Annotated in this window: 17 protein-coding genes and 1 pseudogene; 14 read left to right on the top strand and 4 right to left on the bottom strand. The window is 70.9% G+C overall.

Annotation, left to right across the window (positions count from 1 at the left end; translation table 11 throughout):
- Positions 1-3: 3 nt before the first annotated feature.
- Together AC1D29_RS25675 and AC1D29_RS25670 are read left to right on the top strand one after the other, a co-directional pair.
- On the top strand, positions 4-891 hold the full coding sequence (locus AC1D29_RS25675; protein WP_477902857.1) for a branched-chain amino acid ABC transporter permease: 888 nt from the start codon (positions 4-6) through the stop codon (positions 889-891).
- On the top strand, positions 888-1,859 hold the full coding sequence (locus tag AC1D29_RS25670; protein ID WP_477902855.1) for a branched-chain amino acid ABC transporter permease: 972 nt from the start codon (positions 888-890) through the stop codon (positions 1,857-1,859). The genes AC1D29_RS25675 and AC1D29_RS25670 overlap by 4 nt, the downstream gene beginning before the upstream one ends.
- Here AC1D29_RS25670 and AC1D29_RS25665 read toward each other — a convergent pair whose 3' ends face one another.
- The gene (locus AC1D29_RS25665) at positions 1,860-2,786 is read right to left on the bottom strand and encodes a LysR family transcriptional regulator (RefSeq protein WP_477902853.1); all 927 of its coding nucleotides are present in this window, start codon (positions 2,784-2,786) and stop codon (positions 1,860-1,862) included. It abuts the gene before it with no gap.
- Positions 2,787-2,924: 138 nt separating this feature from the next.
- Between AC1D29_RS25665 and AC1D29_RS25660 the strand changes: the two genes are divergently transcribed.
- From AC1D29_RS25660 to AC1D29_RS25645, 4 genes and pseudogenes are all read left to right on the top strand, one after another.
- Entirely contained in the window at positions 2,925-3,575 is a 651-nt protein-coding gene (locus tag AC1D29_RS25660) for a hydrolase (RefSeq protein ID WP_477902851.1), read from the top strand.
- 144 nt (positions 3,576-3,719) lie between these two features.
- A pseudogene (locus AC1D29_RS25655) lies at positions 3,720-3,875 on the top strand (DUF1427 family protein); the annotation flags it as partial.
- A gap of 40 nt (positions 3,876-3,915) precedes the next feature.
- On the top strand, positions 3,916-5,757 hold the full coding sequence (locus tag AC1D29_RS25650) for an amidohydrolase (protein ID WP_477902849.1): 1,842 nt from the start codon (positions 3,916-3,918) through the stop codon (positions 5,755-5,757).
- A gap of 2 nt (positions 5,758-5,759) precedes the next feature.
- Positions 5,760-6,452 (top strand): YoaK family protein, encoded by a 693-nt coding sequence (locus tag AC1D29_RS25645; RefSeq protein WP_477902847.1) that lies wholly within the window; start codon positions 5,760-5,762, stop codon positions 6,450-6,452.
- Here AC1D29_RS25645 and AC1D29_RS25640 read toward each other — a convergent pair.
- Positions 6,391-7,296, bottom strand: coding sequence for a DMT family transporter (locus AC1D29_RS25640; RefSeq protein ID WP_477902845.1), 906 nt, complete (start codon positions 7,294-7,296; stop codon positions 6,391-6,393). The genes AC1D29_RS25645 and AC1D29_RS25640 overlap by 62 nt on opposite strands.
- A gap of 101 nt (positions 7,297-7,397) precedes the next feature.
- Between AC1D29_RS25640 and AC1D29_RS25635 the strand changes: the two genes are divergently transcribed.
- The 6 genes from AC1D29_RS25635 (at position 7,398) to AC1D29_RS25610 (ending at position 15,244) form a co-directional block, all read left to right on the top strand.
- The gene (locus AC1D29_RS25635) at positions 7,398-8,297 is read left to right on the top strand and encodes a helix-turn-helix domain-containing protein (protein ID WP_477902843.1); all 900 of its coding nucleotides are present in this window, start codon (positions 7,398-7,400) and stop codon (positions 8,295-8,297) included.
- A 77-nt stretch (positions 8,298-8,374) separates the two neighbouring features.
- On the top strand, positions 8,375-8,506 hold the full coding sequence (locus tag AC1D29_RS25630) for a hypothetical protein (protein ID WP_477902841.1): 132 nt from the start codon (positions 8,375-8,377) through the stop codon (positions 8,504-8,506).
- A gap of 95 nt (positions 8,507-8,601) precedes the next feature.
- Positions 8,602-13,692: an alpha-2-macroglobulin family protein gene (locus AC1D29_RS25625; RefSeq protein ID WP_477902839.1), complete on the top strand. Its 5,091-nt coding sequence runs from the start codon at positions 8,602-8,604 to the stop codon at positions 13,690-13,692.
- Between the two features lie 54 nt (positions 13,693-13,746).
- Complete coding sequence (locus tag AC1D29_RS25620; RefSeq protein WP_477902837.1) at positions 13,747-14,382, top strand: DUF6928 family protein; 636 nt, start codon at positions 13,747-13,749, stop codon at positions 14,380-14,382.
- Between the two features lie 59 nt (positions 14,383-14,441).
- Positions 14,442-14,855, top strand: a complete 414-nt coding sequence (locus AC1D29_RS25615; protein ID WP_477902835.1) for a DUF4259 domain-containing protein — start codon at positions 14,442-14,444, stop codon at positions 14,853-14,855.
- A complete protein-coding gene (locus tag AC1D29_RS25610; protein ID WP_477902833.1) occupies positions 14,807-15,244 on the top strand; it encodes a YfeK family protein in 438 nt (145 codons plus the stop codon). Before AC1D29_RS25615 ends, AC1D29_RS25610 begins: the two co-directional genes overlap by 49 nt.
- Before the next feature lie 43 nt (positions 15,245-15,287).
- On the opposite strand, the gene AC1D29_RS25605 is transcribed toward AC1D29_RS25610, so the two are convergent.
- Positions 15,288-15,827 (bottom strand): PEP-CTERM sorting domain-containing protein, encoded by a 540-nt coding sequence (locus AC1D29_RS25605; protein WP_477902831.1) that lies wholly within the window; start codon positions 15,825-15,827, stop codon positions 15,288-15,290.
- A 20-nt stretch (positions 15,828-15,847) separates the two neighbouring features.
- Positions 15,848-17,404, bottom strand: a complete 1,557-nt coding sequence (locus tag AC1D29_RS25600; protein ID WP_477902829.1) for a DUF4331 domain-containing protein — start codon at positions 17,402-17,404, stop codon at positions 15,848-15,850.
- Positions 17,405-17,565: 161 nt separating this feature from the next.
- Between AC1D29_RS25600 and pbpC the strand changes: the two genes are divergently transcribed.
- Both pbpC and AC1D29_RS25590 read left to right on the top strand, forming a co-directional pair.
- Entirely contained in the window at positions 17,566-19,971 is a 2,406-nt protein-coding gene (gene pbpC, locus AC1D29_RS25595; protein ID WP_477902827.1) for a penicillin-binding protein 1C, read from the top strand.
- Between the two features lie 86 nt (positions 19,972-20,057).
- Positions 20,058-21,260 (top strand): response regulator, encoded by a 1,203-nt coding sequence (locus AC1D29_RS25590; protein WP_477902825.1) that lies wholly within the window; start codon positions 20,058-20,060, stop codon positions 21,258-21,260.
- Positions 21,261-21,279 lie beyond the last annotated feature (19 nt).

Here is a 21,279-nt window from a genome sequence, read left to right as displayed (position 1 = left end):
GCGATGACTGAGCTTTTTGGTATTCCCCTGCCGGCCCTGCTGGGCCAGCTGCTGCTCGGCCTGGTGAACGGCTCGTTCTACGCGATGCTGTCCCTGGGCCTGGCCGTCATCTTCGGCATGCTCAACATCATCAACTTCGCCCATGGGGCGCTGTACATGATGGGGGCCTTCTTCGCCTGGATGGGGCTGGAATACCTGGGCCTGAACTACTGGGTCATGCTCGGTCTCGCGCCGCTCGCGGTCGGCGTCATCGGCATCGTCATCGAACGCACGATGCTGCAGTGGCTCTACAAGCTGGACCACCTCTACGGCTTGCTGCTGACCTTCGGCATCACGCTGGTCATCGAGGGCGTGTTCCGCTCGGTCTACGGCGTGTCCGGCCAGCCTTATCAAGTGCCGGACGCGCTGCAGGGTGCCACCAACCTGGGCTTCATGATCCTGCCCAACTACCGCGGCTGGGTCGTCGTTGCGTCGCTGGTGGTGTGCTTCGCGGTGTGGGCGCTGATCGAGAAGACGTCGCTGGGCGCCAAGCTGCGCGCCGGCACCGAGAACCCCAAGCTCGTGCAGGCCTTCGGCATCAACGTGCCCATGATGGTCACGCTGACCTACGCGGGCGGCGTGGCGCTGGCGGCGTTCGCGGGGGTGCTCGCCGCGCCCATCCTGCAGGTGTCGGCGCTGATGGGGTCCAACCTCATCATCGTGGTGTTCGCCGTCGTCGTCATCGGCGGCATGGGCTCCATCCTCGGCTCCATCCTGACCGGCCTCGGGCTGGGCATCGTCGAGGGGCTGACCAAGGTGGTCTATCCCGAGGCGTCCAACACGGTCGTCTTCGTCGTCATGGCCATCGTCCTCCTGGTGCGCCCGGCTGGCTTGTTCGGAAAAGAGAAATGAACAAGAAGCTCATCGGCTACGCCGCGCTCTTCGTTGGCATCGCGCTGCTGCCCACCTTGGGCGCCTATCCCGTCTTCGTCATGAAGGTGCTGTGCTACGCGCTGTTCGCGTGCGCCTTCAACCTGCTGGTGGGCTTCACGGGCCTGCTGTCGTTCGGCCATGCGGCCTTCCTGGGCACCGCGGCCTATGTGACCGGCCACGCGCTGAAGGTCTGGGGCCTGCCGACGCCGGTGGGGCTGCTCGCAGGCGCGCTGGGCGCGGCCGGTGTGGGCCTGCTGTTCGGCCTGCTGGCCATCCGCCGCTCGGGCATCTACTTCTCGATGATCACGCTGGCGCTGGCGCAGATGCTGTACTTCTTCTTCCTGCAGGCGCCGTTCACCGGCGGGGAAGACGGCCTGCAGTCCGTGCCGCGCGGCAGCTTCCTGGGCCTGCACCTGGAGAACGACCTGACGCTGTTCTACGTCGTGCTGGGCATCTTCATCGCCGCCTTCTGGCTGATCTACCGCATCGTCCACTCGCCGTTCGGCCAGGTGCTGACGTCCATCCGCGAGAACGAGGCGCGCGCCACCTCGCTGGGCTACGACACGGCGCAGTTCAAGCTGCTGGCCTTCGTGCTGTCCGCGGGCCTCGCGGGCCTGGCGGGCGCCACCAAGACACTGGTGCTGGGCTTCGCGACGCTGACCGACGCGATCTGGACCACCTCCGGCCTGGTCATCCTGATGACGCTGGTGGGTGGCATGGGCACGCTGGTGGGCCCCATGGTCGGCGCGCTGGTCATCATCGCGCTGGAGAACAAGATCGGCGACTTCGGCAACTGGCTGGGCGAGCTGACGGGCGTGGCCTGGTTCAACAGCCTGGGCGAATCGGTCAGCCTGGTCACCGGGCTGATCTTCATCGTCTGCGTGCTGGCCTTCCGGCGCGGGCTGGTGGGCGAGGCGATGGCGCTGCTGGAACGCAAGCGCAGCTGATCACGCCCCGCCGCCCAGCTGGGCGGCAATCACCTCGGCCGAGATGAAGTCCGGCCGGTTCAGCCGCTCCCGCCACCAGCTCAATGCCGGCCCGTTGTCCGCCGTGCGCCAGGCCAGGTGGAAGCGCTGCGGCGGCCGCGCCTCGTCCAGGCTCTTGCAGCGCAGCCGGCCCGCGTCCAGGTGCGGCTGCGCGATGCAGCGCGGCAGGTGGCCGCAGCCCAGGCCGGCGAGCTGGGCCTGCAGCTTGGCGTCCAGGTCGGGCACGCTCAGCGCCGGCTGGCCGGCCGCCACGTTGAGGCTGCGCGCCGGCAGGCGGTGCGAGCTGTCGGCCATGCTGACGACGCGGTGCGGCTGGATCTGCTCCCAGGTCAGCGGCTCGGGCGCGTCCGCCAGCGGGTGACCCGGCGCCACGCAGAAGGCCACCTCCAGCTCACCCAGCGGCCGCACCGACAGGCCCACGCCGGCCGGCGGCTCGCCCACCGCGCCCACGGCCAAGTCGGCCCGGCGCGTGACGAGCGCATCCCAGCAGCCGCCCAGCACCTCGCGGCTGAAGCGCAGCTCCGTCTCGGGGTGGTCGCTGGCAAAACGCGCCGCCTCCGGCACCAGCAGCGCGAACGGGACGGTCACATCCACCGCGATGCGCAGCGTCGTCTCCCAGCCGCGCTCCATGCGCAGCGCACGCACCTCCAGCGCCTGGGCCGCGCGCAGCAGCTGGCGGCCGTCGTCGACCATCAGCCGGCCGGTCGGCGTCAGCACGGCGCGGTGGCCGCTGCGGTCGAACAGCGTCACGCCCAGGTCGGACTCCAGCTTCTGCACCTGGTAGCTGATCGCCGAGCTGACGCGGTGCAACTCCTCGGCGGCCGCCGCAAAGCTGCCGCGGCGGTCGATGGCGTCCAGCACCAGCAGCACTTCCAGGCTCAGTTTCATTGGTCAGATTATTTGATCAAGTCGATGAGAAAGCATCGCTATCTTCGCTGAGGCGGCCTACCTAGAGTAGCGGCACGCCTGAGGAATTTCCGAGGGCAGCTGGCAGTTCAATTTTTTGACCAACTTCAGGAGACCACCATGCCCATCGCCACCGCCCAACCCGCCAAGTCCCTGCTGAACCCGACCGACCACGCGCTGATCCTGATCGATCACCAGTCGCAGATGGCCTTCGCCACCCACTCCATCGACGCCACGCTGCTGCGCAACAACGCCGGCCTGGTGGCCCACGCCGCGGCCGCGTTCAAGGTGCCCACGATCCTGACGACGGTGGCCGAGAAAAGCTTCTCGGGCCCGATGTTCGATGAGATCAAGGCCGCCTTCCCCGGCCAGGCCGCCATCGACCGCACGTCCATGAACACCTGGGAAGACGTCAACGTCATCCAGGAAGTGAACCGCATCGGCAAAGGCCGCATCGTCTTCGCGGGCCTGTGGACCTCGGTCTGCATCGTCGGCCCGGTGCTGTCGGCGCTGGACCAGGGCTTCGAGGCCTACGTCGTCGCCGACGCCTCCGGCGACGTGTCCGCCGAGGCGCATGAGCGGGCCATGCAACGCATGATCCAGGCCGGCGCCCGCCCGATCACGTCGGTGCAATACCTGCTGGAGCTGCAGCGCGACTGGGCCCGCACCGAGACCTACGAGCAGACCACCGGCATCGCCAAGAAGCTGGGCGGCGCCTATGGCCTGGGCATCACCTATGCGCAGACCATGTTTGGCGGCCACGAAGGCTGAAGGACGGACCACCCCCTACCGGCTTCGCCGGCCCTCAAGGGGGCGAGCCCGCAGGACCGGCAAAGCCGGATCCTCGGGCTCCGCTGGAGGGGCCTGCGCCCAGCGCTGCTGGGCGGCCGTATGCACGTAACCCTGGAGTTGGCCATGAAGGTCTACCTCTTGTCCCTCGGTGCCGGCCTGCTGGTCGGCGTCATCTACGGGCTGCTGGGCGTGCGCTCGCCGGCGCCGCCGGTCATCGCGCTGCTGGGTCTGCTCGGTATCCTGGCCGGCGAGCAAGCCGCGCCGCTGGCCAAGCGGCTGATCCAAGGCCCATCCATCCACGCCACCCGGGAGTGAGCCCATGCCCGCCGACCTGATCTTCGTCAACGGCCGCTTCACGACGCTGGACCGCGCCCATCCCAACCCCGAGGCCGTGGCCATCAGCGACGGCGTCTTCAGCGCCATCGGTGACCGCGCCGACGTGATGCGCCAGGCCGGCCCGGCCACCCGCGTCGTCGACCTGCAAGGCCACCGCGCCATCCCCGGCCTGAACGACAGCCACCTGCACCTGATCCGCGGCGGGCTGAACTACAACCTGGAGCTGCGCTGGGAAGGCGTGCCGTCGCTGGCCGACGCGCTGGCCATGCTCAAGGCCCAGGCGCAGCGCACACCCCACCCGCACTGGGTGCGCGTGGTGGGTGGCTGGACCGAGTTCCAGTTCGCCGAACGCCGCATGCCCACGCTGGCCGAGATCAACGCCGCAGCACCCGACACGCCGGTCTTCATCCTGCACCTGTACGACCGCGCGTTGCTCAACGCGGCCGCGCTGCGCGCCGTGGGCTACACGCGCGACACGCCCAACCCGCCGGGGGGCGAGATCCAGCGCGACGCGGCCGGCAACCCCACGGGGATGCTGATCGCCCGGCCCAACGCGATGCTGCTGTACGCGACGCTGGCCAAGGGCCCCAAGCTGGAACCGGAGGCGCAGATCAATTCCACGCGCCGCTTCATGCGCGAGCTGAACCGCCTGGGCGTGACCAGCGCCATCGACGCCGGCGGCGGCTTCCAGAACTACCCCGACGACTACCAGATCATCCAGAAGCTCGCCGACGACGGCCAGCTCACCGTGCGCATCGCCTACAACCTGTTCACGCAGCGCAAGGGGCTGGAGCTGGACGACTTCAAGAGCTGGACTTCACAGGTCAGCCCGGGGCAGGGCAGCGACTTCCTGCGCCACAACGGCGCCGGCGAGATGCTGGTGTTCTCGGCCGCAGACTTCGAGGACTTCCTCGAACCCCGGCCCGAGCTCGCGCCCGACATGGAAGGCCAGCTGGAGGCCGTCGTGCGCCACCTCGTCGAGCACCGCTGGCCGTTCCGGCTGCACGCCACCTACGACGAGTCCATCAGCCGCATGCTGGACGTGTTCGAGAAGGTGAACCGCGACATCCCGTTCGACGGCCTGCACTGGATGTTCGACCACGCCGAGACCATCAGCCCGCGCAACATCGAGCGGGTCAAGGCCCTCGACGGCGGCATCGCCATCCAGCACCGCATGGCCTTCCAGGGCGAGTACTTCGTCGAGCGCTACGGCGCCCAGGCCGCCGAGCAGACGCCACCCGTGGCGCGCATGCTGGAGATGGGCGTGCCGGTGGGCGGCGGCACCGACGCGACCCGCGTGGCCAGCTACAACCCGTGGACGGCCCTCTCCTGGCTGGTCACCGGCCGCACGGTCGGCGGGCTGACGCTTTACCCCGGCGCGCAGCGCCTGTCACGAGAGGCCGCGCTGGAACTGTGGACGGCCGGCAGCGCCTGGTTCTCCAGCGAGCAGGGCAGGAAGGGGCGCCTGCAAGTGGGCCAGCTGGCCGATCTCGCCGTGCTGTCGGCCGACTACCTGCGCGTGCCGGAGGACGAGATCGCCGGCATCGAATCCGTGCTGACCGTCGTGGGCGGGCGCATCGTGCATGCGGCAGATCGGTTCCGCGACCTCGACCCGCCCGCGCTGCCCGTGCTGCCGAGCTGGTCGCCGGTCGCCACCGTGCCCGGCCACTACCGCCGGCTGAAGTCGGTCAGTGCCGACTGCCTGTGCGCCAGCGCCTGCGGCGTGCACGCCCATGCCCACGGCGCGGCACTGGCCCGAGAGACGCCCGCCCGCGACGTGCGCGGCTTCTGGGGCGCGCTGGGCTGCAGCTGCTTCGCGTTCTGATCATGGCGCTCTCACCCAGTCGCGCCACCCCGCTGCTCGCCGCCGTGGCCGGCTATGTCGACACGCTGGGCTTCGTCGCGCTGTTCGGCCTGTTCACGGCCCACGTCACCGGCAACTTCGTGCTGATCGGCGCCGAGCTGGCCCGCCCCGGCCATGGCGTGCTGCTCAAGCTGCTGGCCTTTCCGGCCTTTGTCGGCGCGGTGGTGCTGGCGCGGCTGATCGCGCTGGCCTGCGAGAAGCGCCAGCGCTCGTCCCAGCCCTGGCTGCTGGGCGCGCAAGCCCTGCTGCTGGCCGCCTTCATGGCCGCAGGCCTGGCGGCGGCCCCGGTGCTGCAGGCCGACGCGCCCTGGGTGCTGTTCGCCGGCTGCCTGGGCGCCGCAGCCATGGGCGTGCAGAACGCCACCGGCCGCCTGCCGCTGGCCAAGCTGACACCGCACACCGTCATGACGGGCAACGTGACCCAGCTCGTCATCGACGGCACCGACGCCCTGCTGGGCCGCGCCGAGCCCGGCACGCGCGAGCGGCTGCGCAAGCTGCTCTGGCCGGTGCTTGCCTTTGGCGCCGGCGCCGTGGCCGGGGCCGCGGCGTTCATGCAGATCGGCTTCCTGGCGCTGACGCCGGCCGTGCTCGTGGTCACGTGGCTCGCGGTGGTGCGGATCGATGTGCAGGAAGCTGCGCGGCAGGGCGCCGCCTGAACACCAGCACGTTGCCGGCCATCACCAGCAGCAGCCCCAGCAACGCTGGCGCCGTCCACACATAACCCTCCACCCAGGCCGACACGTTCAGCGCGACGACCGGGAACAGCACCGTGCTGTACGCGGCCCGCTCCGGGCCCAGCCGGCCCACCAGCGTCAGGTAGGCCGTGAAGCCGATGACCGAGCCGGGAATCGCCAGGTACAGCAGCGCGCCGACGTAGCGGGCGCTCGCATCGAACACCAACGGCACGCCGGCGACGAGCGCGTACGCCGTCAGGATGGCCGTGCCGACCGCCATGCCCCAGGCGTTGGTCTGCACCGGCTTGAGCCCCTGGCCCTGCAGCGCGGCCGACAGCAGGTTGCCAGTGGAGAAGCACAGCGTGCCGCCCAGCGCCCAGGCCAGCCCCGCCAGCGTCGCGTGGCCGCCACTGATCTCGGGCCAGAACAGCAGCACCAGCCCGGCCAGGCCCAGCGCGCCACCGGCCAGCACCTGCGGCGCGACGGTGCGGCCGTGCACCACGCGCGCCAGCAGCGCGTTCCACAGCGCCGCGCTGGAGAACACCACGGCCACCAGGCCGCTGGCCACCGTCTGGCTGGCGTTCAGGAAGCAGACGAAGTTCAGGCAGAACAGGCACAGCCCCTGCGCCAGCACCCAGCCCAGCGCCTTGCCGCGCGGCACGACCAGCTGGCGCCGCCAGATGAGCCAGGCGAACAGCACCAGCGCCGCCAGGCCGAAGCGGTAGGCGATGGACAGCGCGATGGGCACGCTCCCCAGCTGCCACTTCAGGGCGATCCACGTCGTGCCCCAGATGAGCACGACCAGCACGTACAGAAATGCATTCATGCCGCCAGCATGGCGGCCCGGGCCGCGGCGTGATTGCACATTCCTGCGCATCGTCGACCCCGCGCCGGCACGGAAAAGGCCTGCGGCCCTAGCATGGCTGCATGGCCAACCTGACCGCCGACGCCGTCGCGCACCAGCCCGTCTTTGACGTGCTGGGCCGCTCCAGCGCGCGCCGCGAGCGCGAGCTGGCGCTGGCCGACGGCCTGCGCCTGGTGCAGTGGTGCAACCACGGCGGCCGCATGGACTACCAGCGGCCGGGCCACCACACGCTGTCGGTCTATCTGCAGGGCGGCCACGACACTCACCTGATCGAGACGCCGCGCGAGACCGGCCACCCGGGCTGCCACTGCATCCTGCCCGCCGAGCACGAGTCGCGCTGGAACGTGGCGGGGCCGCTGCGCTTCGTGCACCTGTACCTGTCTGCCGACGCCTGGGCCGACCGCGTCGTGCGGCTGCTGGACGCCGAGCCGCGCGCCATCACGCTGGCGCAGCGCATCTTTGGCGAGGACGCGACGCTGGCCACCTGGGCCCAGGGCGTTGCTGCGCGGGACTGGCAGGACCCGGCCGAGCAGCTGCGCATCGATGCGCTGAGCCAGGCCGCGCTGGACCACCTGGTGCTGCAGGCCGCGCAGCCGCGGCAGCGCCAGCGGGCGGAACGCGCGGCCGGCGGCCTGTCCGGCGCGGCGCGGCGGCGCGTGCTGGAATTTGTCGACGCCCACCTGGACAGCGCCGACCTCAGCCTGCCGCGGCTGGCCGCCCAGGCGCATCTGTCGGAATTCCACTTCGCGCGCATGTTCCGCGTCTCCATGGGCTGCACGATGCACGACTGGGTGGCCGCGCGCCGCCTGGACCGCGCCCGCGCACTGCTGCGCCAGACCGCGCTGCCGCTGGCCGATGTCGCTGCCGCCTGCGGCTATGCCGGCGCGAGCCACCTCAGCCGGCACGTCAAGGCCGCCACCGGCGCCACGCCCGGGCAGCTACGCAACGCGCTGGGTGCGTGACTGCTGACAACACGCCGTCACCATTCACTTGCGAGTTAGGGGGCGCGCTCGGCGGCGATGTCGCTCACTATCTGGTCATGTGCCTGTCCGCCCGCTTCAAGTTCACCGCCACGCTGATCGTGTCGGTGCTGGGCTTCGTCATGACGCTGGACGTACCCGACGGCAGCGTGCTCGACGAGCCGCTGGCCATGCAGACGCCGCAGCGCTGACACCGCCGTCGCGCCTCCCCAACTTGGGGAATTTCACCTCCCGAATCCTGCCCTGAGCCTCCCTACACTCGCCGCGCACTCAGCGGAGAAACGGGATGGCATCCAGGCTTGTTCAAGGCGCGATCGCGGCCGTGGTCGTGGCGGGGGCGGCAGCTGCCGGCTGGTGGGCCACCCACCGCACGCCGGCCATGCCCAGCAGCGCGGAAATCGGCGCCGAAGAGGCGGCCTTCTCCTTCAGCGAGTGCAAGGCGCGGCTGCTGGACGGCTCGCCGGCGATCGCCGTCATGTTCACGCAGGCGCTGGACCGCAAGCAGGACTTCGGCGCGCTGCTGGCCGCCGCGGAAGGCACGGCCGGCAAGAAGGCCGACCCTGACGACCCCAGCAGCAAGGCCGCCCCCGCCGACCCGGCGAGCTTCAAACCGCTGGCCGCCCGCTGGGTGCTGGGCGACAACCCGCGCGTGCTCTACCTGCCCTTCGTGACGCCGGACCGCGCCTACCGCATCACGATGAATGCGGGCCTGGCCTCGCACTCCGGCAACAAGCTGGCCACCGCGCAGACCTGCGAAGCCGCCAGCGAGGCCATGCCGCCGAGCTTCTACTTCGCCAGCAAGGGCCTGGTGCTGCCCGCCGGCCAGAACGGCGGCCTGCCGGTGGTCAGCATCAACACGCCCGAGGTGGACGTCCAATTCCTGCGCGTGAAGCCGGCGTCGCTGCCGGCCTTTCTGGAGCAGGTGGGTGGCCGGCGTGATCGCACGGGTCGCAGCAGCACCGACGAAGAAGGCGACTACTACTACGACGGCTACGGCGACAACCAGCGTCGGTTGAAAGGCACCGTGGGCGGCTGGGCGCTGGACGAACTGCGGGCGATGACCGACAGCGTCTACATCACGCGCTTCAAGACCGACGACCGCGCCAACCGCCGCAACGTCAGCTTCCTGCCGGTCGAGAAGATCAAGGAACTGCAGGAACCGGGCATCTACATCGCGGTCATGAGCCAGCCCGGCCGCTTCGGCTGGGATTACCAGGTCACGCACTACTACGTGACCGACATCGGCCTGCACCTGCGCCGCCACGCCGCGCAGCTGGACGTGTTCACGACGTCACTCAAGAGCGGCAAGGCGCAGTCCGGCATCGAGCTGAGCCTCGTCGACGAGGCCGGCAAGGCGCTGGCCCAGGCGCAGACCGACGGCGACGGCCACGCCGTGTTCACCGGCCGCAGCGACAAGGCGCGCGCCGTGCTGGCCAAGAAGGGCAGCGAGATGTCCATGCTGTCGCTGCGCGACGCGGCGCTGGACCTGTCCGAGTTCGACGCGACGGGCCACCCGTCGCGCAGCAACAAGCTCTTTGTCTATTCGGGCCGCGACCTGTACCGGCCGGGCGAGGCCTTCCAGGTCTCCGTGCTGTCGCGCGACGCCGACGGCCGCCTGCCGGCCAAAGTGCTGCCGCTGACGCTGACCGTCAAGAAGCCCGACGGCAGCAAGCTGGTCGAGACGCTGGTGCAACCGCACAAGACCGGCCAGGGCTATTTCCAGCAGGCCATCACGCTGCCCGCCGACGCGCCCACCGGCGGCTGGACCGTCCAGGCCCGCATCGACCCCGCCGCCAAGCAGCCGGATGCACAGTGGGCGTTCAAGGTCGAGGAGTTCCTGCCCGAGCGCATGAAGCTCACGCTGACCGCGCCCGACGCGCCGCTGCTGGGCGAGGTCAACCTGCCCGTGCACGTGCAGGGCGATTACCTCTACGGCGCCCCCGCCGCCGGCAACCGGCTGCAGGCCACCGTGTCCAGCGAACGGCTGACCAACCCGCTGGCGCAAAAGCTGCCGGGCTTCATCTTTGGCGACTTTGCCGACGACAAGGCCAAGGCCCGCGCCGACGTGGCCGACGTGGAGCTGGACGCCGAAGGCAAGGCCGAGGTGGCGCTGACCGCCAACCTGTCCGAGCGCAGCTCGCCCATGCGCGTGCGCGGCGCCTTCAGCCTGCTGGAGTCCGGTGGCCGGCCGGTGGTGCGCAGCATCGAGCGCACCTGGTGGCCGGCGCCGGCACTGGTGGCCATCCGCCCGCTGTTCGACCGCAACGTGGCGCCGGAGGGGGGCCTCGCCGGCTTCGAGGTCGTGCGCGTGGATGCCACCGGCGCCTTCAAGGCCGCCCGCGACCTGAAGCTCACGCTCACCTACGAGGAGCGCCAGTGGTACTGGCGTTATGACGACGGCCGCGGCTGGCACTCCGGCTTCAACACGACGGACGAACTCGTCGAGGCGCGCAGCCTCAAGCTGCCGGCCAAGACCACGGTCAACCTGCCCGTGCGCTGGGGCCGCTACCGGCTGGAGATCGAGGACCCCGAGACGAACGAAACCCTGCGCTACGGCTTCTACGCCGGCTATGGCGCGCAGGACGCCGACGACATCGGCAACCGCCCCGACCGCGTGCAGCTGCAGCTCAAGGGCTCGCCCTTCAAGCCCGGCGACACGGCCAAGCTCAGCATCAAGCCGCCGCACGACGGCGAGGCGGTCGTCACCGTCGAGGGCGACCGCGTGCTGTGGTCCAAGCGCGTCAGCGTGAAGGCCTCGGGCACGGACCTGGACATCCCCGTCAGCGCGGACGCCGCTTGGCAGCGGCAAGACCTGTACGTCACCGTCGCCGCCTTCCGCCCCGGCAGCGAGGGCGACCGCGTGACACCGGCGCGCGCGCTGGGCCTGGTGCACCTGCCGCTGAACCGCGAGGACCGCAAGCTCAAGGTCGCGCTGGAGGCGCCGGCCAAGACCCAGCCGTCCACGCCGCTGCCCATCAAGGTCAAGGTGCCGCAGCTGGCGGGCAAGGCCGCCATCGTCACCGTCTCCGCGGTCGATGTGGGCATCCTGAACATCACCAACTTCAAGACGCCCGACCCGGCCGACTTCTTCTTTGGCAAGCACCGCTACGGCGCCGACATCCTGGACCTGTACGGCCGCCTGATCGAGAAGATGGACGGCAACATCGCGCAGCAGCGCTTCGGCGGCGACGCCGGCAAGCGCGACACGCAGAGCATGCCGCGCAAGGTGCTGCTGGTGGACTTGTTCAGCGGGCCGGTGGTGCTGGACGCCAAGGGCGAGGCCACGATCAACCTGACGCTGCCGGACTTCAACGGCACGCTGCGCCTGATGGCGGTCGTGTCCAGCGCCGACAGCTACGGCGCCACGCAGGCGGACACGGTGGTCGCCGCGCCGCTGGTGGCCGAGCTGTCCATGCCACGCTTCATCGCGCCGGGCGACAAGGCCACCATCGCGCTGGACGTGACCAACCTCAGCGGCGCGCCGCAGGAAGTCAAGGTGGCGCTGTCGGCGACCGGCCCCGTGCGCATCACCGGCACGGCGGACACCCTCAAGCTCGCGGACAAGCAGCGCCAGATCCTGCGCTTCCAGGCCGAGGCGCTGGACGCCTACGGCCTGGCGCCCATCCAGCTGACCGTCAGCGCCGGCGCGCTGCAGCTCAAGCGCGAGGCTGCGCTGCAGGTCCAGCCCGTCACGCCGCTGACGCGCGAGAGCCGCCGCATCCGCCTGGACGCCGGCGCCACGCAGGCCGTCGACAAGGCGCTGCTCGACGCCTACTGGGCCGGCTCGGCCACGCTGGCCCTGAGCGTCTCCAACACGCCGCCCATCGACATCAAGGAGCAGGTCAAGGGCCTCTTGATGTACCCCTACGGCTGCCTGGAGCAGACGACGTCCAGCGCCTACCCGCTGGTCTTCATCGACGACGAGGCCGCCAAGCGCTGGGGCATGACGCCCGTGCCGCGCGAGGAACGCGCCAAGCGGCTGGAAGGCGCCTTCGCCCGCCTGGCCGGCATGCAGCAGGCGCGCGGCGGCTATGGCCTGTGGGCGGCCAGCAGCCCGTACGAGGCCTGGCTCTCCGCCTACGTGACCGGCTTCCTGCAGGACGCGCGCGACGCCGGCTTTGCGGTGCCGGAGGCGCAGCTAAAGAAGTCGCTGGACAACCTGACCGAGCAGTTCCAGCGCAGCCCCGGCCAGCAGACCACGCCGCCCAAGGAGCCACGCCGCAACGACAAGGGCGCCATCGCCGACTACCGCGACGCGGAGCTGCTGCGCATCGCCCACCAGCGCTTCGCCGAGGCCGCGCACGCCGGCTACATGCTGGGCCGAGAGCAGAAGGCGCCGCTGGCCACGCTGCGCACGCTGCACGACCAGTACCGCGGCAATGCGCTGTCGCCGCTGCCGCTGGTGCACCTGTCGCTGGCGCTCAAGGCCATGGGCGACGAGGCCCGCGCAAAGCAGGCCCTGGACGACGCCATGACCCGGGGCTACGGCTACCAGCCTCTCGAGGCCAACAACTACTGGTGGGGCGAATGGCTGGGCGACTACGGCTCCCGCGTGCGCGACAAGGCCCTGGCCTACGCGCTGCTGCTGCGCCACAAGGTGCAGCACGACAAGCGCGAGAACCTGCTGTTCGACCTGAGCGACGACTTCGGCAAGCGCAACTACTACTCCACGCAAGAGCGCCTGGCCTTGTTCCTGGCCGTGCAGGCCGCCACCAATGGCGCCGGCAAGGACGACAGCTGGAAGACCACGCTGACCGTCGGCCCCAAGGCCGACGCCTGGGCCGCCAGCGGTACCGGCCAGCAGAGCCTCACGCTGGCGCAGGTCAAGAGCGGCATCAGCCTGAAGAACGAGGGCAGCAACCCGGTCTACCTCGACGTCACGGCCCAGGGCTACCCGACCAAGCCACTGGCCCCGAGCAGCGACCGCATCTCGGTGGAGCGTGCGATGTTCTCGACGGACGGCAAGCCGGTCTCCATGGCACGGCAGTTCACCACCGGCGAGATGTTCATCGTGCGCCTGCGCGTGAAGGCCAGCCAGACCATCAAGGACGGCCTGGTGGTGGACCGCATCCCGGCCGGCTTCGAGATCGAGAACCTCAACCTCAGCCAGGGCCCGCAGGCGGGCGAGTTCACGGTGGAGGGCACCAACATCGCGCAGGCGAATGCCAACGAACGCATCGTCCACACCGAGTACCGCGACGACCGCTTCGTCGCGGCGGCGCAGCTCGGGCAGCCGCTGGAGCTGTTCTACCTGGTGCGGGCGGTGACGCCGGGCAAGTACGTGGTGCCGGCCACGTTTGCGGAGGATATGTACCGGCCGGAGATCCGCGGCGTGGGCAAGGCCGAGGGAGAGATCACCGTGGTGGACAAGAAGTAGCCCCCGCCGACCGTCAATACCACTGCAAAGGACGCCATGGGCGCCAAGACTTGGATGCTGGTCTCCGGCGATGGCGACATCGCGGCGCAGTTGCGCGCAGCGCCGGCGCTGGACCGCGAGGCGACGGCGGCACTGGCCGCTGCCACCTTCCCGAAGGTGAAGCTGGAGCCCTTGCCCGACGGGACCTTGGGTTGGACCAATCCACCGGACGACGAAGTGTTCGCGGCCCGCCTCGGGGCCGTGACGGTCCTGGCTGCGAGCGACTTCGCGCTGGACCATCCTTCGCAACTGCCCGAATCGTTCCTGCGCGCGTCGAACGCGAGCACCGTCGTCCTGCATGCGATGCACAGCGTCGTCGACTGGTTCGCGTTTGCCGTCTGGAAGGACGGCCAGCTACTGCGTTCGCTGAGCCTGTCGCCCGACAGCGGCGTGCTGGAAGACCTCGGCGAGCGTCTGCCCTTCGAGCAGCCCTATTGGGGCGGCCAGCATGGCGCCGATGACCCGGAAGACATGGAAGCGGGCGAAGCGCCCTATCCCCTGCCGTTCCACCCGCTGGAACTGGGCGAGGCGGCGCTGCGCGAGTTCTTTGGCTATCAGCTGGAGGGCTACGTTGACGCAAACTTGATGGACCCGGAGACCCTGCCTCTGCTGCGCTTCAAGCGGAAGAAGAAACTCTTGGGGCGCTGGTAATGTCGGTTCAAATTCCCCGCAGCTTCATTCACTGATTCACTGATCCAAGAAGGACCACCATGGGTGCCTGGTCACACGAACCCTTTGCCAACGACACCGCCAGCGACTGGGCCTCTGTGTTGATGGACGCGACCAACCTGTCCCACATCGAGGCCACGCTGGACCGCGTGCTCGATGCGTCGGACAGCTACGTGGAGGCGCCCGACGCCGAGGAGGCCGTCGCGGCGGTCGCAGTGGTGGCCCAGTTGCTGGGCCGCAGCCCGCCGATCACCGATGGCCCCGAAGGCTTGCAGGCCTGGATCACCGGCGTGGGCGTGCGGCCGTCGGCCGCGCTGCTGGACAAGGCGCGCCGCGTGGCCGACCGCGTGGTGGCGGAAGATTCCGAACTGGCCGAGCTGTGGGACGACAGCGATTCGGGCGCCGATTGGCGCGCTTCGGTGGCGGCCTTGCGGCAGGCGGTCACGCCGACTTGAAGACGATGCGCGCCCTTCTGGCCTCACTCGCGGGCCTGCTCGTCGGCCATGCCGGCGCCGCACCGTTGCCGGCCCCGGCGCGCGCCGAAGTCGACGCGCTGCTCACCCGCCTGCAATCCTCCGGCTGCGAGTTCAACCGCAACGGCAGCTGGTATGCCGGCGCAGACGCCAAGGCGCATCTGCTGAAAAAGCTGGACTATCTCGAAGGCAAAGACCTGGTGAAGACGGCCGAGCAGTTCATCGCCCGCGGCGCGTCGGGCAGCAGCATGAGCGGCAAGCCGTATCTGGTGCGCTGCGCCGGCAAGGCTCCCGTGGAGAGCGCGCAGTGGCTCACGGCTGAACTGCAGGCCCTGCGGGCCACGCACGCGGCATCAGCGCCGGCGCGATGAGAAGCAGGGCGGCGAAGGCCGCCCCTTGAGCCGCAACCCCGCCTCAGCGCCGCCGACGCATCACCCCCACCAGCAGCAACCCCGCCCCCGCCAGCGCAAAGCTGCCCGGCTCCGGCACGGCCGCGGCGATGTTGTCCAGCGCGAAGCCGCCCGTGGCCGAGAAGCTGACGGACGTCAGCTGGGCCCAGGCGCTGTCGAACGAGACGCTGCCGGCGCTGGCCAGGTCGAAGCTGCGCGACGCCACCTCGATGCCGCCCACCAGGCCCGCCACGACCAGCATGCCCGGGCCGAAGCCGAGGTCATAGGGCGCTAAGTCCAGCGACTGCAGGCCGAAGGTGCCGCCGCCCAGCACGCTCAGCGTGAACGGCGTGGCGTCGAAGCCGCCCACCATCGCGCCGTCGATGGGCAAAAAGCTCGCGGCCGGCCCGCTGATGACGAAGCCCGCCTCGCCATAGCTGGCGACACCGGTGTTGTTGTCGATGTCGATGACGCCGGGGTTGTTGAAGTTGATGAGGCCGGCCTGTGCCGCCCCACCGCTGCAGAGGGTGGCCGCGAGGGCCACGGCGCTGAGGAATCTATTCATGGCTGTTCTCCTGGAGCGGTTCACTTCGCGCCCGGGTTGGGCGTGTTCAGGTAGGGGAAGCCGGGCAGCAGCGTCACCACCGCCTGGTCGACCGCGTCGTGCAGTTCCAGCGACGTGGCGCCCAGCGGCACCACGGCGCGGGTGCAGGCCGGGCCGAACAGCGCACCGCCGTTGTTCAGCCAGCACAGGCCACCCATGACGGCGGCCAGCGACACGTCGACGATGTCGTCCTTGGGCCGGCGGCCGTTGGGGAAGCCGGCCAGGTCGGGCGGGCTGTCGCCGTCACGCAGCGTGCCGACGATGCCCAGCCGGTTCTGCATCGCGAACGGCCGCGCGGGGATGGCCGTGTTCAGGCGCAGCATCTCAGAGCCCACCACGTTGGCCGGCTGGTTGACGCCGGGGATGCCGGTCAGGAAGGTGGTGACCAGGTCGCCGCGCGGCAGGTTCTTGGGCGCCGCGTCGCCGATGGGCAGCACGAGCGACAGCAGCGCCGGCAGCGTCGGGTTGGTCACGTAGTTGATGAACTGGCCATCGCCCGACGGCACGGAGGCATTGAACCTGTCCTTGTCGGGCAGGCCGATGACCACCTCGTTGACCAGCGGCATGCCCAGCCGCGAGATCTGCACCCAGGCACCACCGCCCTTGACGACGTTGTTGTCGCCGCTGGCCGGTGCGGCGTTGACGAGCTGGCTCTGGCGCACGCTGGCCGTCGTCCAGGCGCCGATGACGGTCTCGCTGCCCTGCGTGAGGCAGCTCTTGTGCACCTCCAGCGCCAGCGATGTGACGTTCTTGTCCTGGATGGAGTTGGCCGCCGCGGCGTTGATCAGGCTGCGGTTGGTCAGCACGCTCGCCGGCGCGTTCACCAGGTCGAAGATCGCACCCAGGTTGACCGCGAACGCCTCCTGGCGCTGGCCGACGAACACCTTGGCCGGGAAGGCGCAGCCCGGCAGGCTGACGCTGTAGACGTGCTGCGCGGCGTAGGCCGGGTAGTCGGCGATCGTCTTGGTGCCGATGTTGTCCACCGGCTTGTCGAACAGCGTGCCGCCCGCCGGGTTGGCGATGGGGCTGGCCGTGCCCGTGCGGCGGTCGCCGCGCACGAGCGTGAGGCTGAACTTCTCGTTGACGTTCAGCGCCGCGGCATTGGGCGCGCTGACGGTGCCGGCCTGCGTCAGCGGGATGGGCACCGTCTGGTTGCCGATGGGCAGCGTGATGCCCTTGAGCGTGTTCGTGAACTTGAACTGGAAGGTCAGGTCTTCCTTCGCGTCGCCGTTGTTGTCGACGTGGATCTCGTAGATCGCGTTCGGGTCCAGCTTGAAGTAGTTGGGGCCGCCGTAGGCGTCCTGCAGCGGCAGGTAGTTGGCGATCAGCGTCACGTAGCCGGCCCGGCCGCCCGTGCCGTTGGCGGCCACGCCTTCGTAGCTGTTGAACATGTAGAAGTCGGTACCGTCCACACGCGGCATGCCGCCGATGGACGGCGCCTCGCGGTGGCTGGAGGCGTGGGCGGGCAGGCCGGCCAGGGTGGCGAGGACCGCGGCAGTGATGAGCGCGACGCGGGGTGCGCGGGAAGGCAGGTTCATGGGGAGTCTCCTGTTCGTGGGTGGACCGCAAACAGGTGGATACAACCAGCGCTGCGGCTCATCTCTTACGCAGGCCGCGGCGGCTGGATGCAGGCCGCGCGGCGTTTCCAGGGTTCAGGTGGTGTTCAAGCTAGGGGGGCGCGTCGGCTATCGTGTTCGGCATGCCCAAGCGCATCTCCCGTCGCCGTGCGGAGCTGGCCCTGGCCGGCCTGCTCACCGCCGTCCTGGTGGTGGACGTCGCCTGCCCGCTGCCGCAGCCCACCGCCGACTCGCCCACGCTGACCGTGCTGGCCGCCGACGGCACGCCGCTGCGCGCCTGGCCCGGCGACGACGGCGCGCAGCGCCAGCTGACGACGCCCGAGGCCGTGTCGCCGCGCTACCTGGAAGCGCTGCTGCACTACGAGGACCGCTGGTTCCGCTGGCATCCCGGCGTCAACCCGGTGGCCCTGGCCCGTGCCGCGTGGCAGTGGGCCCGGCACGGACGCATCGTGTCGGGCGGGTCCACGCTGACGATGCAGGTGGCGCGGCTGGTGGATGACAAGGCGACCGGCCGGACCGTGCCCGCCAAGCTGCGCCAGATCGCCCGCGCGCTGCAGCTGGAGCTGCACCTCAGCAAGCACGAGATCCTGGCGCTGTACCTGAACCTCGCGCCCATGGGCGGGCCGCTGGAAGGCGTGGAGACGGCCAGCCGCGCCTACCTGGGCAAGGGCGCCGCAGACCTGTCGCAGGCCGAGGCTGCACTGCTCGTCGCGCTGCCGCAGTCGCCCACCCGGCTGCGCCCGGACCGCGCCGTGGCCGCCGCGCAGGCCGCGCGCGACAAGGTGCTGACGCGCATGCAGACGCTGGGCGTGTGGACGGCCGCCGACGTGGCCGATGCCAAGCTGGAGCGCGTCTTCGCGCCGCCGCTGCGCGCGCGCTGGCTGGCGCCATTGGCGGCCGAGCGGCTGCGCCAGCAGGCCCGCCGCGAGGGCCAGGCCAGCGCCGTCATCCAGACCACGCTGGACGCCGGCCTGCAGGCCCGCCTGGAGCAGCTGCTGACCGACCGCCTGAACACGCTGCCCGACGCCAACTCGATGGCGGCCCTGGTCGTCGACAACCGCACGCTGGAAGTGCGCGGCTATGCCGGCTCGGCGGACTTCAACGACGCCCGCCGTGGCGCGCACGTGGACATGGTGCGCGCCCACCGCTCGCCCGGCTCCACGCTCAAGCCGTTTCTCTACGCGATGGCGCTGGACGAGGGTCTGATCCATTCCGAGAGCCTGCTCATCGACGCGCCGCAGAACTTCGGCGGCTATGCACCGGGCAACTTCCAGGCCGACTTTTCCGGCCCGGTCAGCGTCAGCGAAGCCCTGCAGCGTTCGCTGAACGTGCCGGCCGTGGACCTGCTGGAGCGGCTGGGCCCCGAGCGCTTTGCCGGCCGGCTGCGCCACGCCGGCCTGCGGCTGCGCATGCCGGCCAACGCGGCGCCCAACCTCAGCCTCATCCTGGGCGGCGGCAGCACGTCGCTGGAGGAACTCGTCGGCGCGTACACGGCGCTGGCGCGCGGCGGCCTGGCGGCCCGGCCGCGCCTGACGCCCGGCGAGCCCACGCAGGAAACGCGGCTGATGAGCGAAGGCGCCGCCTTCATCGTGCGCGAGATCCTGGAGAACGGCGGCCGCCCCGGCAGCCCGTTTCGCGAAGGCAACCAGCGCATCGCCTGGAAGACCGGCACGTCGTTCGGCTTTCGCGACGCCTGGGCGCTGGGCGTGACGGACCGCTACACCTTCGGCGTCTGGATCGGCCGGCCCGACGGCACGCCCAACCCCGGCCACTTCGGCGCCAACTCCGCCGCGCCGCTGCTGCGCGACCTGGCCGCCGCGCTGGGCCCCGCCGAGGCACGGCAACAGCTGGCCCCGCGCCACCAGCCCGCCAGCGTCAGCGCCCAGGCCGTCTGCTGGCCGCTGGGCACCGCCGAGGCCGGCACGCCGGCCGGCCAGTGCCTGCAGCGCCGCACCGCCTGGACGCTGGACGGCGCCGTGCCGCCCACGCTTCCCGACCGGCTGCGGCCCGGCGGCCTGCTCGAAGCCGCGTGGACCAGCGGTCAACAACGCGTGCGCCCCGACTGCGCGCCAGAGGCCAGCCGCCATGACATCGCCCGCTGGCCCACGCTGCTGCAGCCCTTCCTGGACCCTGCGCAGCGCGACCCGGTGGACCTGCTGCCCTGGCGGCCCGGCTGCGCGCCGGGCAACCCGCAGGGCGGCGCGCTGCGCATCGTCGGCCTGGAGCCCGGCAGCGTGCTGCGCCCCACACCCGGCCAGACCCAGATCAGCCTGCGCCTGCAGGCCGTGGGCGCCAGCCAGGGGATCACGTGGCTGCTGGACGGCCAGCTGGCCGGCAGCAGCGAGCACGCCGGCGCCGTGCAGGTGCTGACGCTGACGCGCGCCGGCGCCCATGCGCTGACGGCCATGGACGGCCGCGGCCGCTGGGCGCGGCTGGCCTTCGAGGTGCAGGCCATGCCCGCCGCGCGCCCGCGCCGGCCCGACGACATCGCGCAGACCACGACTTCCCGCACGCTTCAAGCCCTCTGACGCACGGCGACCCGCCGGTCTTCGCTAAGCTGACACCACCACGCGCGATGATGCGCAGCTGCCGCATGTCATGCGGCCCCCAAACGATGAATGAGCAGTTGATCTGGATCCTGGCCGCCGCGGTGACCGTCGGCGTCGTTGTCTTCCTGCTGTGGCTGGCCCGCCGGCGCCAGCAGCGTGCGCGCGACGCCGCCGCCCACCGCGAAGCGCAGCGCGTGCTGCTGGAGCAAGCCGAGCATGCGGCGCGCGCCCAGCGCGTGGCCGCCGACATGGGCCAGCCGTCGGCCGATTCGCAGGCGCTGCGCGAGGTCGAAGCCGGGCTCTTCCAGCGCCTGGCCGAACAGCGCGCCGAGGCCGATGCCGTGGAGGCCGGGCGCGCGCGCGTCGAGCACGAGGAAGCCGCCCAGCGCGAAGCCCGCGCCCAGGCCGCCCGCGAGGCCGCTGAGGCCGCCGAAGCTGAGGCCCGCCGGCTGGCCGACGAACGCGCCGAGGCCGAGCGGCAGGAAGCCGAACGCCTGGCCCGCGAGGCGCAAGCCGCCCGCGAAGCGGAGGCCCAGGCCGCCCGGGACGCCGAGGCCGCCGCGGCCGAGGCGCAGCGCCTGGCCGAGGAACGCGCCGAAGCCGACCGGCTGGAAGCCGCGCGACTGGCGGAGGAACGCCTGGCCGCCGAACGGGCGCGTGCCGAGCGAGAGGAAGCCGAGCGCCTGGCCCGCGAGCAGGCCGCCCGCGAAGCCGAAGCACGTGCCGAGGCCGAGGCCGCCGCGCAAGCCGAACAACGCGCCGCCGCCGAACTGCTGGCCCAAGCCGAGCGCCTGGATGCCGAACGCCGCGCCGCCGAGGCTGCGGCCGCAGCCGCAGCAGAGGCTGAAGCCGCCGCCGCGGCGGTTCAGCCCACCCGCGAACTGCGCGCCGACGAGACGCTGGTGCTCGTCGCCGACGACTCCAAGATCGTGCGCGTGAAGATCAGCCGACTGCTGGCCGCCCAGAGCTACCGCGTCGCGCTGGCCGAGAGCGGCGAACAGGCGCTGGAGCTGCTGGCCGCCGAGCGCCCGCACCTGCTGATCACCGACGTCGAGATGCCCGGCATCGACGGCTTCGAGCTGACGCGCCAGGTGCGCGCCGCCGCCGCGACAGCGGCACTGCCGGTCGTCATGATCACGTCGTCCGACGACAAGCAGGACGAGGCCGCCGCGGCCGGCGTCACGCAGCTGCTGGGCAAGCCCTATTCCGAGGAAGCGCTGATCGCGGCCATCGAGCAGGCCCGGCTGGCCGTGCGCGTGCCGGCCTGAGGCGGCGCGGTGCTGCGCC

This window comes from Roseateles sp. P1_C6, assembly GCF_056406315.1.
The sequence above is the reverse complement of the archived record's forward strand: the minus strand, read 5'-3'. Positions and strand labels throughout refer to the sequence as shown.

What these genes read in the sequence shown, in the direction of transcription:
- AC1D29_RS25675 (WP_477902857.1), top strand. Translation starts at nt 4, where the DNA reads ATGACTGAGCTTTTTGGTATTCCCCTGCCGGCCCTGCTGGGCCAGCTG.
- AC1D29_RS25670 (WP_477902855.1), top strand. Translation starts at nt 888, where the DNA reads ATGAACAAGAAGCTCATCGGCTACGCCGCGCTCTTCGTTGGCATCGCG.
- AC1D29_RS25665 (WP_477902853.1), bottom strand. Translation starts at nt 2,786, where the DNA reads ATGAAACTGAGCCTGGAAGTGCTGCTGGTGCTGGACGCCATCGACCGC.
- AC1D29_RS25660 (WP_477902851.1), top strand. Translation starts at nt 2,925, where the DNA reads ATGCCCATCGCCACCGCCCAACCCGCCAAGTCCCTGCTGAACCCGACC.
- AC1D29_RS25650 (WP_477902849.1), top strand. Translation starts at nt 3,916, where the DNA reads ATGCCCGCCGACCTGATCTTCGTCAACGGCCGCTTCACGACGCTGGAC.
- AC1D29_RS25645 (WP_477902847.1), top strand. Translation starts at nt 5,760, where the DNA reads ATGGCGCTCTCACCCAGTCGCGCCACCCCGCTGCTCGCCGCCGTGGCC.
- AC1D29_RS25640 (WP_477902845.1), bottom strand. Translation starts at nt 7,296, where the DNA reads ATGAATGCATTTCTGTACGTGCTGGTCGTGCTCATCTGGGGCACGACG.
- AC1D29_RS25635 (WP_477902843.1), top strand. Translation starts at nt 7,398, where the DNA reads ATGGCCAACCTGACCGCCGACGCCGTCGCGCACCAGCCCGTCTTTGAC.
- AC1D29_RS25630 (WP_477902841.1), top strand. Translation starts at nt 8,375, where the DNA reads ATGTGCCTGTCCGCCCGCTTCAAGTTCACCGCCACGCTGATCGTGTCG.
- AC1D29_RS25625 (WP_477902839.1), top strand. Translation starts at nt 8,602, where the DNA reads ATGGCATCCAGGCTTGTTCAAGGCGCGATCGCGGCCGTGGTCGTGGCG.
- AC1D29_RS25620 (WP_477902837.1), top strand. Translation starts at nt 13,747, where the DNA reads ATGCTGGTCTCCGGCGATGGCGACATCGCGGCGCAGTTGCGCGCAGCG.
- AC1D29_RS25615 (WP_477902835.1), top strand. Translation starts at nt 14,442, where the DNA reads ATGGGTGCCTGGTCACACGAACCCTTTGCCAACGACACCGCCAGCGAC.
- AC1D29_RS25605 (WP_477902831.1), bottom strand. Translation starts at nt 15,827, where the DNA reads ATGAATAGATTCCTCAGCGCCGTGGCCCTCGCGGCCACCCTCTGCAGC.
- AC1D29_RS25600 (WP_477902829.1), bottom strand. Translation starts at nt 17,404, where the DNA reads ATGAACCTGCCTTCCCGCGCACCCCGCGTCGCGCTCATCACTGCCGCG.
- pbpC (WP_477902827.1), top strand. Translation starts at nt 17,566, where the DNA reads ATGCCCAAGCGCATCTCCCGTCGCCGTGCGGAGCTGGCCCTGGCCGGC.
- AC1D29_RS25590 (WP_477902825.1), top strand. Translation starts at nt 20,058, where the DNA reads ATGAATGAGCAGTTGATCTGGATCCTGGCCGCCGCGGTGACCGTCGGC.